At 61.6% G+C, this 14,029-nt stretch carries 14 protein-coding genes; 11 read left to right on the top strand and 3 right to left on the bottom strand.

Annotated features, from left to right (window positions below; translation table 11 throughout):
* Positions 1 to 2: 2 nt before the first annotated feature.
* From ACA068_RS03460 to ACA068_RS03450, 3 genes are all read left to right on the top strand, one after another.
* Positions 3 to 857 carry a MaoC family dehydratase gene (locus ACA068_RS03460; RefSeq protein WP_497310531.1) on the top strand — a complete coding sequence of 285 codons (855 nt, stop codon included), beginning with the start codon at positions 3 to 5 and terminating at the stop codon, positions 855 to 857.
* 398 nt (positions 858 to 1,255) lie between these two features.
* On the top strand, positions 1,256 to 2,797 hold the full coding sequence (locus ACA068_RS03455) for a collagen-like triple helix repeat-containing protein (RefSeq protein WP_497307632.1): 1,542 nt from the start codon (positions 1,256 to 1,258) through the stop codon (positions 2,795 to 2,797).
* Between the two features lie 137 nt (positions 2,798 to 2,934).
* Positions 2,935 to 4,605, top strand: coding sequence for a ShlB/FhaC/HecB family hemolysin secretion/activation protein (locus tag ACA068_RS03450; RefSeq protein ID WP_497307630.1), 1,671 nt, complete (start codon positions 2,935 to 2,937; stop codon positions 4,603 to 4,605).
* Between the two features lie 122 nt (positions 4,606 to 4,727).
* On the opposite strand, the gene ACA068_RS03445 is transcribed toward ACA068_RS03450, so the two are convergent.
* On the bottom strand, positions 4,728 to 5,138 hold the full coding sequence (locus ACA068_RS03445; protein ID WP_497307628.1) for a response regulator: 411 nt from the start codon (positions 5,136 to 5,138) through the stop codon (positions 4,728 to 4,730).
* A gap of 68 nt (positions 5,139 to 5,206) precedes the next feature.
* Positions 5,207 to 5,419 carry a Flp family type IVb pilin gene (locus tag ACA068_RS03440; protein ID WP_497307626.1) on the bottom strand — a complete coding sequence of 71 codons (213 nt, stop codon included), beginning with the start codon at positions 5,417 to 5,419 and terminating at the stop codon, positions 5,207 to 5,209.
* Positions 5,420 to 5,750: 331 nt separating this feature from the next.
* On the opposite strand from ACA068_RS03440, the gene cpaB reads away from it, so the two are divergent.
* From cpaB to ACA068_RS03400, 8 genes are read left to right on the top strand one after another with little or no spacing between them, the layout of a single operon-like run.
* Positions 5,751 to 6,692, top strand: a complete 942-nt coding sequence (gene cpaB, locus ACA068_RS03435) for a Flp pilus assembly protein CpaB (RefSeq protein ID WP_497307624.1) — start codon at positions 5,751 to 5,753, stop codon at positions 6,690 to 6,692.
* Positions 6,693 to 6,713: 21 nt separating this feature from the next.
* Positions 6,714 to 7,976: a type II and III secretion system protein family protein gene (locus ACA068_RS03430; protein WP_497307622.1), complete on the top strand. Its 1,263-nt coding sequence runs from the start codon at positions 6,714 to 6,716 to the stop codon at positions 7,974 to 7,976.
* Complete coding sequence (locus ACA068_RS03425) at positions 7,973 to 9,163, top strand: CpaE/TadZ family protein (RefSeq protein WP_497307620.1); 1,191 nt, start codon at positions 7,973 to 7,975, stop codon at positions 9,161 to 9,163. The genes ACA068_RS03430 and ACA068_RS03425 overlap by 4 nt, the downstream gene beginning before the upstream one ends.
* Positions 9,160 to 10,440, top strand: coding sequence for a TadA family conjugal transfer-associated ATPase (locus ACA068_RS03420; protein WP_497307618.1), 1,281 nt, complete (start codon positions 9,160 to 9,162; stop codon positions 10,438 to 10,440). The genes ACA068_RS03425 and ACA068_RS03420 overlap by 4 nt, the downstream gene beginning before the upstream one ends.
* A gap of 10 nt (positions 10,441 to 10,450) precedes the next feature.
* On the top strand, positions 10,451 to 11,335 hold the full coding sequence (locus tag ACA068_RS03415) for a type II secretion system F family protein (protein WP_497307616.1): 885 nt from the start codon (positions 10,451 to 10,453) through the stop codon (positions 11,333 to 11,335).
* Entirely contained in the window at positions 11,332 to 12,222 is an 891-nt protein-coding gene (locus ACA068_RS03410) for a type II secretion system F family protein (protein ID WP_497307615.1), read from the top strand. The genes ACA068_RS03415 and ACA068_RS03410 overlap by 4 nt, the downstream gene beginning before the upstream one ends.
* 10 nt (positions 12,223 to 12,232) lie before the next feature.
* Positions 12,233 to 12,946 carry a tetratricopeptide repeat protein gene (locus ACA068_RS03405; RefSeq protein WP_497307613.1) on the top strand — a complete coding sequence of 238 codons (714 nt, stop codon included), beginning with the start codon at positions 12,233 to 12,235 and terminating at the stop codon, positions 12,944 to 12,946.
* 12 nt (positions 12,947 to 12,958) lie between these two features.
* The gene (locus ACA068_RS03400; protein WP_497307611.1) at positions 12,959 to 13,228 is read left to right on the top strand and encodes a DUF3613 domain-containing protein; all 270 of its coding nucleotides are present in this window, start codon (positions 12,959 to 12,961) and stop codon (positions 13,226 to 13,228) included.
* A 92-nt stretch (positions 13,229 to 13,320) separates the two neighbouring features.
* Here ACA068_RS03400 and ACA068_RS03395 read toward each other — a convergent pair whose 3' ends face one another.
* The gene (locus ACA068_RS03395) at positions 13,321 to 13,689 is read right to left on the bottom strand and encodes a DUF6124 family protein (protein ID WP_497307609.1); all 369 of its coding nucleotides are present in this window, start codon (positions 13,687 to 13,689) and stop codon (positions 13,321 to 13,323) included.
* Between the last annotated feature and the right edge of the window lie 340 nt (positions 13,690 to 14,029).

Below are 14,029 nucleotides of genomic sequence, written 5' to 3'. Positions count from 1 at the left end.
AAATGATCACCGATTGGCACCCCCTCAACCGCGAACCGAGCCTGACGGGCCTGTACGTGAAGGCGGCATCGCGGCGCAAAATCACCGGCACCACGTTGCCCGACACGGGGTTGCGCTGCTGGGTCGAGGTCGATCCAAAACGCCTGGCGGCCTATCGCAAGGTCTGTGGTTTTGCCGATAACGGTTTACTGCCGCCGACCTATCCACACATCCTGGCGTTCGCGTTACAGATGCAATTGCTCACGGCCAAGGACTTTCCGTTCCCACTGCTGGGGCTGATTCACCTGAGCAATCGCATTCGTGTATTGCGCCCCATGGGCGGGGTCAACCGCGTGCGGGTCAGCGTGCAGGTTCAGAATCTGCAACCCCATGCCAAGGGTGCGACGTTCGATCTGGTGACGACGCTCGACGATCAGTTGGGGCCGCTGTGGGAAGCTGAAAGTCAGATGCTGTGCCGCGGGGTCAAGCTGGAAGGTGAACCGATCGAGGACGTGTTGGCAACAACCCTGGAGGGGGTGGAAGTGGCTCGCTGGACAGCGCCGGCGGACATTGGCCGGCAATACGCCAAGGTGTCCGGGGACTACAACCCGATTCACCTGAGTGCCGTCAGCGCCAAATTATTTGGCTTCCCCACAGCCATCGCCCATGGGCTGTGGAACAAGGCTCGGACCCTGGCGGCGTTGAGTGAGCATCTGCCCACGGCGAATGTCGAGATCGCGGTGCAGTTCAAGAAACCGGTGCGCTTGCCCAGTGAAGTCACGTTGCTCGCGAGTGCGGCAGGGTCCAGCGGGGATTTCCGGTTGGTGGGGGCTGGAGACTTTGAGCACATGGTCGGGCATTGGCGGCCGATTGCCTGAACCGGTTAATCGTCTGTGAAATCGTCATCGCGAGCAGGTCGAACCGCCGCACCTGCTTGCGATGAGCGATTTCGCGCCATGGCTGAAGCAACAGACGATGCTTAATTGTGTGTATATCACTTAAGTTTTTTCAGGCTCTCCCGCCTCCTGCGCAAATCCCTTTCCTTCTGATCTACAACGCATTTCCCCGACAGAAACTTCCTGCCTTATACCCAAGCGGTTAGTCCTTAGGCAGCATCCGCACGCCCCTATATCAAACGGTTAATACCAACTTGAGAATGGTGCCCGCACGCCCTTGCGATTGTTATGTGCACAACGGACGAAGGCATTGCCGGCAACAGAAACCGGCAGGCTATCGAAGACAGCGAACGTTGTAACAGGTGCAAGGAATACCTCTCATGACTACTCAAGTGTGGTGCAAGTCGGCAACAGCATTGGCGCTCATTCTCTCGCTCGGCCTGACCGGTTGCAGCAGTGGCGGTGGCGGTCATCGCAGCAGCTCCGGCAGTTCTTCCCCTGACAGCGCGACTGCTGCGGGAACCGGCGGGACGGGCGACACTGCGGGCACCGGCGGAACGGGGGGTGCCAGTGGCGGCACCGCGGGGACGGGCGGCACTGGAGGCACTGGAGGCACCACTGGCCCGACCACCCCCACCAACCCGACGGACCCGGCCAACCCCACTGATCCGGCCAATCCATCCGTTACGCCTCTGGTCACCACCACGCTGGTACAGGATGTCGGCAATACCGTCAGTGGCGTGGGCGATGGCGTGGGTCAACTTGGCGACGCCCTGAGCACCGTGCCAGTGGTTGGCGGCGTTGTGCAAAGTGCGGTCAACACCACCGGCAATGTGATCACCACTTTGGGTGATGGCGTGACCAACGGCGTCGGCAAACTGGGCACCGACCCTAACGGGCTGGGTGTCACCGCCTCGGCGGTCGGCGGTGTCGTGCAAGATGTCGGCAACGGCGTTTCCGATGCCAGCGGCAAACTGGCCACCGCGACCAACAGCATCCCTGTAGTGGGCGGCGTGGTGACGAAAGTTGCGCCCGTCCTGGATGGCGTCGGCGAAAAAGTCACCATGCTCGGCGACACCTTGAGCCTCGCCACCACCACCGGCCCCCTGGGTTCGGTGACTCAAGAAGTCGGCAGCAAACTGGTCCCCGTGATCGCCATGGCAGAAAGCACGACCGACAAGATCGGTGATGCCACCGGCCTGGGTGATCCGCTCAAAGGCCTCGTCAAGAACATCGGCGATACGGTGAATGGCGTGGGCGACAAGGTTACCCTCGCAGGCAACGGCAATGCGCTGACCAACACCGTTGGCGGCGCCTTGAGCAACACCGGCACCGCCGTCGGCAAGACGGGCGGCCTGGTGTCCAACGGCACCGGTTCGAGCGGCGGCCTGGGCGGCACCGGCCTGCTGCAAACGGTGGGGGGTGCGGTGGCTAACGTCGGCAGCGGCTTGAATGTCGGCAGCAGCAGCGGCGTGGTCAGCGCTGGTGGCGCCAACGTCGTCGGGGCCGGCACGCTAGTGGCCTCGGTCAACACCCTCCTTGGCGGTTCGGGTGCACCGAACACCGGGGCCACTGCGCCGCTGGCAGCGCTCACCGGCAACGTGGCCAATGGTTTGAATCCGGTGACCAGCGTGGTCACCAGCCTCACGCAAAATGTCGGTGCCGCGACGGGCTTCGGCGGCCCTGTGGCCAGCCTGACCGGGCAGACCGGTGGCGCCGTCGCCAGCCTGGGCGGCGCGATTGCCGCCAGCAACGCCAACCCGGTGGTGACGGCCGTCGGCAACACCGTCACGACCGTGGGCAATACCGTCGCGGCGGTCGGTGGGGTGGTCAACGGCCCTGCCGGCGGCACCGGCGTAGCGGGAGGCCTGGGCGGCGTGCTCGGCGGGCTGACCGGAGCCCTCAACAACGGCAATCGCTGATTTGCGCCTGGCCGATTCGACGGCCCTTTCTACAGCGCCTACGCTTGGTTGATGGCGGAGGATTCACATGAGTCCTCCGCTTTTTCTTCTGGAGCATGAAGCTCCAGGTGATGCCGGATCTGAACAGGGAGTGTCCTATGCGCGTCATGGCTTCTTTGCTGTTATTGGTCGCCTGCTCTAATGCCTTCGCCGATACCCTTCCCGCTTTTCTCAACAGCAACGAAACCATCCGCAACCTCCCGGTGCCCAACCTGCCCGCCGATGCCTATCGCCCGACGACGGCGCCGCTGCAAGTGCCGGAGCCGGGTACGACCCAGACACAACCGCTGATGATGGGCACCCGAGTCGTCATCAAGACTGTGCAGATCGAAGGCGGAACGATTTACCCGCTCAGCGAGTTGGCGGCGGCGTATCAACCGATCATCGGTCATGAGGCCAGCCTTGCCGATCTGATCGAAGCGACCCGCAACATCACTCGACGCTATCAGCAGGACGGTTACCTGTTGTCCTACGCTTTTTTACCGCAGCAGACCTTCGATAACGGCGTGGCGCGCGTGGTGCTGGTCGAGGGTTACATCAAGGATTATCGGTTGCAGGGCGACATCGGCCGGGTCAAGGGCCTGCTCGATAAACTGGTGGCCAAATTACAGGCCGAACGCCCCCTGACCCGCAAAACCTTCGAGCGTTACACCACCTTGATGAGCCGCATTCCCGGTGTAACCTTGCAGGCGCAAGTGCCGCCACCGGGCACCACCGATGGCGCGGCCGACCTGGTCGCCCAGGCCAGTCGCAAACCGTTCACCAGCACCCTGAGCACCACAGCCGACAACCGCAATGGCACCCAGGCGTTGTTGGGTGTCAGCAGCAATTCGCAGACGTCCATGGGCGAACAGTTGAGCCTCAGCGGGCTGTTTCCACCGGGCGATGACGCTGAGCACTACTACCGTCTGGACTACAACCAATTCCTCAATGCCGAAGGCACTCAACTGGCTTTGTCCGCCTCGCGCTATCGCGCCGACCCCGGCACGCTGGTGCAACTGAACAATGGCCTGCAGCTCAAACCGCATCGCGAAAACGATCGCTACTCCATCGGCTTCAGCCATCCCGTCATCGCCTCGCCCAACGAATTACTGAGTGCCGGCGCGCGGCTGTATGCGGTCAACGACAAGACACGCTACAAGGTCGTCGGTTTCCCGCTAAGCGTCGAAGAACGCACCGACACCCGCGCCGTCGCCTTCGAGAGTGACTGGCGCAAAGCCGATGCCCAACAACTGCGAATTCTCAGCGGCGGGATCTATCAAGGCATCGACGGCATGGGAGCAAAAACCAACAATACTGCCCTTGACCTCGACTTTTTGCGGCTGCGGTTATCCGGGGTGCAAAGCGACAAGTTTTTCGAGCATTGGCAGGGCGTGTTGTCGGCGGCGTTGTACTGGAGTGAAGACACCTTGCCTGACAGCGAACGCGCGGTATTCGGCGGGCAGAATTTCGGTCGCGGCTACCCCGATGATCAGGCGTCCGGCGACAAAGGCTGGGGCGTGGCATACGAAGTGAACTACAGCTTCAACCGCGATGGGGATTGGGTGCGGATTCTTCAGCCCTATGCGGTGCTGGACCGGTCCAGGAGCTGGTTCAACCAACTGCCAGTCAAGGGCAACGACCTGTCATCGGCTGCCGTGGGGCTGAGGTTGGGCGATGCCAAGTACTACAACATTGCGCTGGAAGCGGCGAAGCCGATGTCGGACGAAGCGCTGGATACGTTTAACAGAAGGCCTCGATACAGCATCAGTTTCAGTTACCAACTGTAGCGGTGGGCTGAGCCTGAAAATGTGCTGTCAGGGAGGCCGTCTTCGCGAGCAGGCACGCTCCCACAGAGGGGCGTGTTTCCAGGTCGACTGAGGCCACGAGCCTGCTCGCGAAAAGCGGCGGCTCAGGGATTCAAGAGCGCGCTCGGCTGCGGAAACAGGTTATTGAGCGTCTCCAGCAACCGCACGTGATAGATCGGCTTGCGGAACAGGTCGAGCACCTGCAAGCGCAGCATGTCGCTGACATCTTCCATGTCGGCATGGCCGGACGTCACAATCACGGGTAAATGTTGGCGGGAGGTGTGCTCGCGCAGGCGTTTGATCAGCGACATGCCGCTTTCCTCCGGCATGCGCAGATCGGTGATCACCAAGGCGATATCAGGGTGGCGGGTCAAATGATGCAGGGCGAGTTTGACTGAGGTTGCGGTAAAGCAATTGAAGCCCTCGCCCTCAAGCAGCTCCGCCAGTTCCAGCAACGCATCCTCCTCATCATCGACCAGAAGGAGTTGTTGGCGTGGGAATGCGAGAGCGTTCATAGGGTGTTCCTGCGATGGACTAAGCGCTGACGTTAGATCCACTCAGGCCCGTTGGCAAACGGCAACGATCAAGGCGCTGCCGCCGGCAGTACCGCCTTGATACTGTTGAAGATCGAAGTAATCGAACCCGAGATCGGCGTCATGAAGGCTGCCAGCGCGACCGCCGCCATCCCCGCGATAATGGCGTACTCAATCCCCGAAGCCCCTTCGGTGTCTTTCGCCAGGTTGATGTAGAAGACGACTTCAGACTTCAGCCGCTGAACAAACTGAGTGAGGGGCATGACGATTTCTCCTTGGAGGGTGCCGGGTGTTGCATGGCCGCAACATGATTCCCCTGTGCCAGCATCAGCATTGTCGGCATTTCCCTTACCAACAACTGTAAGAACGTATTAATACCTAAGTATTAACCGGCCAATTGACGCCAAAAAACGGGGTTTGGCACGATACCTACTTACTTTCGTTAGATATTTGCCAAGCAGTAATGGCATTTTGTTCTACCTGCGCTAACGTCAAATAGCGAAATAGTTAGAAGGTCAAAGCTGCCTGATTGCGAAGTTATCTCGTTGGACCTTACGAGTCGAGTCATCAAGCAGCAGGAAAGGGAGAGCCGTCATGAACAGCCGCGTCACCATGGGTCTGGCCGGGTTGTTTCTGGTGGGTGCCATCATTGCCGGTTATTGGGGGCTGACACTGAGTCGACAACCAGCCCCCGACCCCGTCACACCGCCGAACACTGTCGCCACCGCACCTGTTCTGGCACCTGCGCCGGTAGACGATCCCACCCGCCAACCCGTTGTCGTGCTGCTGCGCGACGTGGCACCCTTCGTTCAAATCACCGCCGCCGACGTGACCCTGGAAAAACTGCGCACCGCCCCTGCCGGCAGTCTGACAAGACTCGATCAGGCCATTGGTCGCACGCCGTGGCGCGCACTGACCGCAGGCGCCTGGCTCAACGCTGAAAGCTTCGAAGCCGGCAGTGCATTGGCGCGAATGATCCGGCCCGATGAACGTGCGCTCGCCGTCGCAGTAGACGAAGTGATCAATGCCGGCGGGCAACTGAGCCCTGGCGATTATGTCGACGTGATGCTGTTTCTGCGTGCAGACGCCAACAATGTTCAGCAGTCGGCTCAGGTCGTCATCCCGGCGTTGCGGGTGCTCGGCGTCGGCGAACAGCTGGGACTGACCAACGATGGGCGCCCGGCCAAACCGGTGCGCAGCAGCGAAGAACAACTCAAGCAGGACCCACTGCGCGCCAACGCCCGTTCGGTGGTGCTCGCCGTGCCCGAGTCGCTGCTGAGCCGGCTGATGCTGGCGACCCAGGCCGGGGTGCTGCGCCTGGCCGTGCGCAGTGCCGAAGAGAAACGCCTGGCGCATTACTGGGCCGGTGAAAACGATTCAAACGCCAACCTTGCCCGTGCTGATCGCGACCTGGTGCAGTTCAGCCAGCTGGCCCTCGTTGGCACACCCAAAGCACTCACCCTCGGCAGCACGGCACCGCGCAAATCAGGAGTGGAAGTCATTCGCGGCAACCAAGTCACCCAACAAACCCCCTGAGTCGAGCAAGGACGCCTTTAAATGCGCAGATGTTCCATGTCCATGTTCCAAGGCCTGCTCTGGGTCTCCTTGCTGGGTGCTCAACCGCTCGGCATGGCATTCGCCGCCGTGGGCAATTGCTCTGCATTGGGGCCCCTGCCGGCGGTGTTGGAAGTCGGCGAAGGGTTGCAGCAGGAACTGCAATCGCCGGTAGCGATCACGCGACTGGCCGTGGGCGATCCGAAAATCGCCGACGTGCGCGTCAACGGCAATCAGGCCTTCCTGCTCACCGGCATGGCGCCGGGCGCCACCAGCCTGATGGTCTGGACCGCCTGCGCCAGCGCACCGCGCCAAAGCATGGTGTTCGTTCAGGGCCGGGCCACGGCGGCCATGACCGGCACGGCGTCGATGCCCTCCGAAGACCCGATGCTGGCGGCGCAAGTGCAGACCGATATTCGTTTCGTCGAGGTCAGCCGGACCAAACTGAAAGAGGCCAGCAGTTCGATCTACGGCAAAAACTCGAACTTCCTGTTCGGCTCACCCGGCACCGTGCCCAACACGTCGGTGACGCCGCGCGTGCTGCCGTTGCGCAACATCGATCCACGCATTGCCGTGCCGAGTATTCCGCTGGCCAACGACATGTACAACATCGTCGCCGGCGGCGGTAACTTCCTCGCCATCATCAACGCCATGGAAGGCAGCGGCTTTGCCTACACCCTGGCACGGCCGAGCCTGGTGGCGATCAGCGGGCAGAGTGCGAGCTTTCTGGCGGGCGGTGAAATCCCGATTCCGGTGCCCAGCGCCAACAGCAACAGCTACTCGATCGAATACAAGGAATTCGGTATTCGCCTGACACTCACGCCGACCGTCGTCAGCAACCAACGCATCGCCCTGAAAGTGGCACCCGAAGTCAGCGAGCTGGATTACAACAACGGCGTCACCATCGGCGGCACCACGGTCCCGGCGCTCACCATCCGCCGTACTGACACCAGCATCTCTCTGGCCGATGGCGAAAGTTTCGTCATCAGCGGTTTGATCAGCACGCAAAACGCCTCGCAGGTCGACAAATTTCCCGGGCTGGGTGACATCCCGATACTCGGTGCGTTTTTCCGCAGTTCATCGATCAAACGCGAGGAGCGTGAACTGCTGATGATCGTCACGCCGCACCTGGTGCAGCCGCTGGCGGCCAACGCGAAATTGCCGTCGCTGCCTGGTGAACAACTGCGCAACTACGACCCCGGTTTCTATCGCATGTACTTCCTCGAAAACGGCAACTTCGATAAACGCAGCGGGTTGTCGCAATGAGCCAGAACCTGAGCCAGACCTTCCTCGCGATCACGCGCAACCACACCGACCTTGAGTGGCTGCAAGGCGCCCTCGCTCCGCTGGGCCAGGTGGTCAGCGCCGGTGGCGGTAGCCTCGACGAACTGCTGGCGCTGGTCGACGTGACCTTCGCCAGCCTGGTGTTCGTGGGGCTGGATCGCGAACACGTGGTGGCGCAGAGCGCCTTGATCGAGGGCGCACTGGAAGCCAAACCGATGCTGGCCATCGTCGCGCTGGGCGACGGCATGGACAACCAGCTCGTGCTCAACGCGATGCGGGCCGGCGCCCGGGATTTCGTCGCGTATGGCTCGCGCTCCAGCGAAGTCGCGGGGCTGGTGCGACGTCTCAGTAAACGCCTGCCACCGGTGGCTCCGAACACCCATCTGGGTGGCCTGACCGTGCTGTATGGCGTGCAAAGCAGTGCCGACGGCGCGCTGCTCGCCAACCATATGGCGCACGTGGTGCAAAAGAGCGGACAGCAAACCTTGCTGCTGGACCTCGGCCTGCCACGCGGCGACAGCCTTGCCTTGCTCGGCCTGGAGAGCTCGTTTCACTTCGGCGATGCCCTGCGCCATTTGCGGCGGCTGGACGCGACACTGATCGACAGTGCGTTCACCAGCGACGGTGACGGACTGCGGATTCTGGCTTACGCCAATCACGACGAACCGCTGGAACACACCAGCGCCGCCGAGTTGTACATGCTGCTGAGCGCCCTGCGCCAACACTTCCAGCACATTGTGGTGAACCTCACCGGCCAGCCGGACAGCGAGGCACTGCGCACGTTTGTCAGCCATTGCGACAAGCTGCTCTGGTACACCGATCAGAACGTGCTGGACTGTCGCCGCAACCTCGCGGTGCTGAATCTGTGGCGCGAAAAAGGCATGAAGCTTGATCACGCCAAATTGCTGATCGACCGCTATTTGCGCCACGTCGCGCCGGACTCGGAAACCCTGGGTAAAAGTTTCGGCATGGAGATAATCGCCACCCTCGCCTACAGCCCGGAAGTGCGGCTCAACGCCAAGAACCAGGGCGTCAGCCTGTTCGAACTGGCCCCTCGTGAAAGCCTGAGCCAAGGCCTGCGAGCCCTCGGCGAACGCCTGGCCAAACGCTCCGAAGCCCTGTCCAAACCCAGGACCGGTTGGCTCAACCGGTTGCGAGGTACGCCATGAGCGGTGAAAAACTGTTCGGAGCACCGCAACGCACTTCGAGCGGCAACACCGACTACGAAGGCCTCAAACTGGTGTTGCACCGTTTCATCATCGACGCCATCGAAGAGTCCGGAAAAAACCTGCTGGAGGGCTCGCGGCAGGTGCTGTCGCAATTCGTCACCGACAAAGTGGCCGAGTACATCGCGCGACTGCACCTGGCGATTTCCCGTTATGAAATGGAGCGACTGGCCGAAGAACTGGTCGACGAACTCACCGGTTTCGGTCCTCTTGAAGTGCTGCTGCGCGACCCGGCAGTGACCGAAATCCTGGTCAACGGCCCGCACCGGGTGTTCATCGAGCGCGACGGTGTGCTGCATCAAAGTGACTTGCGTTTCATTGATGCGCACCACGTCGAACGCGTCATGCAAAGGATTCTCGCGCCGCTGGGTCGGCGGCTCGACGAATCATCGCCGATGGTCGATGCACGCCTGCCGGATGGCAGCCGGGTCAACGCAATCATTCCGCCGATCGCCCTCGACGGCCCCTGCCTGTCGATCCGAAAATTTCGCAAGGACATGCTCAAGAGCACCGACCTGATGGCGATGCAAACCATCGATCAGCCGATCTTCGAGTTCCTTCAGGAAGCCGTGGGCAAGCGCTGCAATGTCTTGATCAGCGGCGGCACCGGCACCGGCAAAACCACGCTGTTGAATATTCTCAGCCAGTTGATCAACCCGCACGAGCGGCTGGTCACCATCGAAGACGTCGCCGAATTGCAACTCGGCCATCCGCATGTCGTGCGCCTCGAAACCCGTCCGCCCAATGCCGAGGGCCACGGTGAAGTGAAGTCCAGCGACTTGATCCGCAACGCCCTGCGGATGCGCCCGGACCGCATCATCCTCGGCGAAATTCGCGGTGTCGAAGTGCTCGACGTGCTCACCGCCATGAACACGGGCCACGACGGTTCGATGAGCACCGTGCACGCCAACAACGCCCAAGATGCGCTGCTGCGCCTGGAAACCCTGGTCGGCCTGACCGGTCGCGCCATTGCTGAAAAAACCCTGCGGCAAATGATCTGCGCAGCGCTGGACGTGGTCATCCAGTTGACGCGCATGCCCGATGGTCGACGTTGCGTCAGCGAAGTGGTGGAGGTGGTTGGCGTGCGTGACGACGTCTACGTCACCAATACGCTGTTCCGGCTAGACCGGCGCAGCGGATTCGGGTTTCTGCGCGAGGCCGTTAACCCGGCCGGCGATAAACTGCGCCGCGAGTCAGCGCTCCCGTCATCACCGCACTGAGGGTCACGGCATGCTCAAACCGGCGTTGCTCATCCTCGTTTGTCTGATCATGCTCGGCTTGTCGATGCACCTGCTGCTCAAAGGTTTGCGCCAGACCGGCACCGAGCGCGTGCTCAATCGTCTGGCCCAGGGGCAGCCGCAATTGATGGTGGAAAAAACCTCCTGGGTGGGCCTGGAACGGGCTTTCCTGCGCGCGGGCCTCGGGCGCCCGAACGAACGGCTGGGGCGCTGGATGCTGTTGTGGGCGTTCGGTATGTTGATCGGCTTCGCCGCCGGTGGCTGGATCGGGCTCGTGGTGTGTTTGCTGGTACCGCCACTGGTGCTTCGGCTGTTCATAAGCTGGCGCTATCAGCGCCGGCTCACGCGCATGATCGAACAACTGCCGACGTTGCTCGATCACACCGTGCGTAGCCTGAAGTCCGGTCGCACCCTGGCCGACGCGGTGCTGGGTGCTATTCATGCCGCCGACAATCCGCTCAAAGAGGCCATGGGCCGGATACAACGCAACGTGCAGTTGGGTGTCAGCCTGCCGGACGCCGCGACGGACTTCGCCGAGCTGTATGAGAGGGATGAACTGCGCCTGCTTGCCCTCGGCCTGAAGGTCAATCACCGCTACGGCGGCAATGCCAGCGAACTGTTGGAGAACCTGATCAAAATGATCCGTGAACGCGAACAGGCCGCCCGCCAGCTCAGCGCCATGACCGGAGAAACCCGCGTGACGGCCTGGGTGCTAGGCAGTTTGCCGCTGGGCCTGGCCACATACTTCCTGGCCGCCAACCCCGCTTACCTGCTTGCGATGTGGCACGACAGCTCAGGGCAAATGATGCTCGCGAGCGCGTTTGGCTTGCAGGCGGTGGGCAGCGTGGCGCTCTGGCGCATGTTGCGCAGCGTATGAAAATACCGCTGCTGATCAGTGCGCTGTTGTTTACGGCAGCTACGTTGTTGCTGCTCGGCAGTTTGCTGGAACAGCGTCGGCGTGCGCGTCAGGTGGCGCAACGACTGGACGGCAAAGTGGCCGAAAACAACCGCATGGGCCACTGGCTGCAAGCGCTGGGCAACAGCCGCATCGGTCAGCGTTCGGTCAATCTGGACAACGAAACTCAAACCCTGCTCAACCGCCTGGGCTGGCGCAGCGCCCGCCGCCGCTCACAGTTCGCCGCGTTCCAGGTGGGAGTGCCTGTGCTGGCGCTGGCCCTGGCGTTGCTGATTCAGGGCGTGTTTTACCCTAGCGTGCAAAACCAGTGGATCGCCCCGCTCTTCGCCACGGCCATCGGTTACCTGCTGCCCAAACGCCTACTCGCCGCCGCGTCTCAACGCCGGCAAAAACAGTTGGCCCTGGAGATATCGACCTTCATTCCGCTGCTGCGCATCCTGTTTGAATCGGGCATGGCCGTAGAGCAATCGCTGCGCGTGCTGAGCCAGGAAGGCAAGCAACTGATGCCCGCGCTGACCCACGAACTGCGCCTGGTTCTGGCCCGTGTCGATTCCGGCCTGGAGCTGGGCGAAGAGCTGAGCAAGGCCAGCCGCTTGCTGGCGGTCGACGAATTTACGGACACCTGCGTGATCCTTCAACAGCTGATCCAGCAGGGTGGCGGTGCGATGAAATCGCTGCTGGCGCTCAAGCAACTGTTCGATGACCGGCGCCTCACGCGCTTGCAGGAATACATCTCCAAGATGTCCGCCAAAATGTCCGTCGTGATGATGCTGTTTCTCTTCCCGGCGTTATTGATCGTCCTGGCCGGCCCGGGCTTCACCGCCCTGGCCCGGGCCATTGGTTCATAGAGGGATCGTGATGAAAGCAATGATTGCCGGTTTGAGTTTGATCCTGTTGAGCGGTTGCGCCACCGACGGCCAGACGCCTTGGAACGCTCTGACCCAAGGCGCCAGTTGCAGCAAGTTGGGTTCCGATGAACAGCTGAAATTGAACCTTGCCGATGACATGGCCAACGACGGCAAACTGCACGCCAGCCTCGCCAACCTGCAAAGCCTGCCCGACAACGTCGCCGACGTGCGCTTGCGTCGGGCCAAGGTCTACCGCCTGCTGGGCCGCAGCGAAGCCGAGCCGCTTTACCGCAGCCTGCTCGGCACCTGCCTCGCCCCCGCAGCCGAACACGGCCTCGGCCAACTCGCGGCCGCCAGGGGCGACAACGGCCAGGCCCAGGCCCACCTGCAACGCGCCGCCCGACTGGCGCCAACCGATGAAAAAATCCGCAACGACCTCGGCGTGGTCTACCTCAATCAACGGCGCGTCGACGATGCGCGCTTCGAATTCCTGACGGCCATGGAGCTCAAGCAAAGCGATCAACTGGCGGCGTTGAACATGGTGACGCTGCTGATCTACCAGGACGACTGGAGCCGCGCCGCCGAACTCGTCAGCCGCGTCGGCCTGAGCCCCGCCCAAGTCACCGAAGCCCAGGAGCGCGCACAAAAACTCAAGGCCCCGGCCAAGGTGACCCCGACACGCGCAAACCAGGTCGCCACCGTCGCAACGCCGGACCTTCAATAGGAGAAGACTCAGATGAAACCGCCCCTCCTCTACCTTGCCCTGCTGGCCTTGCCACTCACCGCCAACGCCCTCGACGGCCCCGCCTCGCCACAACAACAGGAAACCGAAGGCTGGTTGAAATTGCAGATCAGCAACCAGGCCGCATCACACACCCCACAGACCTCAACCGCAACCGAACGTGAGCTGAGCATGCAGCGCTGGCTGAAGAGCTATCAGCATGAGATTCCAAGGTTCTTTGATCAGGAGGAAGGCGGGACAGTGAACGGTGGCTCGGGCGGGTAGCGTCAGGCTTTCTTGCATCTGATTCATCGCCTTCGCGAGCGGTGCAGCGATCCGACGCGCCCGCGAAGAACGATAACGCGGCCTAACCGGTACTACACCGCTTGCGATAGATCCACATTATCCAACGCTCGATTGACCGCCAGCTCAGCCAGCATGATGACCTGCTGGATCGCCAACGCCGTATGCCGCTGCGCCCCTTCCAGATGCCCCGCAAAATCACTGGCCAGCACACTCGCCGACGCCAGGGATTCGCAAGCGTGGGCCAACAGGCTTTCGTTATCGATATCGGGGGCGACGATGAACATTGTGCTGGGTCTCCGGATGGCAGGGACTTTCAAGGCAGACGGATTGAGGTAGTGATCCAACGCGCGATCGGCGGCTTCGTGGAGTTTTTTGGGATCGAGGGGATCGTAGGGGGAAACGTCGTTGGCTTCCGGGGGATTGGGTGTGGCTTTGAACATGGTGACACCTCAGATATTCACTGGAGCCACTTCCAAATTGCCGCGATGCAAATTGGGGTGGCGACTGTACGCAGGTTCGCGGACCGATTCTGAGGCAACTCGGCATACCCGAAGGTATCCCGCGCACAGACGCCATGACACGAATGACAGACACGAAACGTGCTGAAAATTCGGGCGAGTGATTATGCCTCAGTTGAATGGACCGCGAAGTCCGATCGCTGATTGGCAGCGATGGGGAAACGATAAAGACCAGGGTCAAAGCGCACAAGCCGGCGGATTCTGGCGTAGTCGTAGGCAAAGGAGCAAGAAACTGTAGCTTTCAGGAAGTAACGCTAAACAC

This window comes from Pseudomonas sp. LBUM1660 (assembly GCF_059695935.1).
Note: the sequence above shows the minus strand (reverse complement) of the source record. Positions and strands in the feature narration are given on the sequence as shown.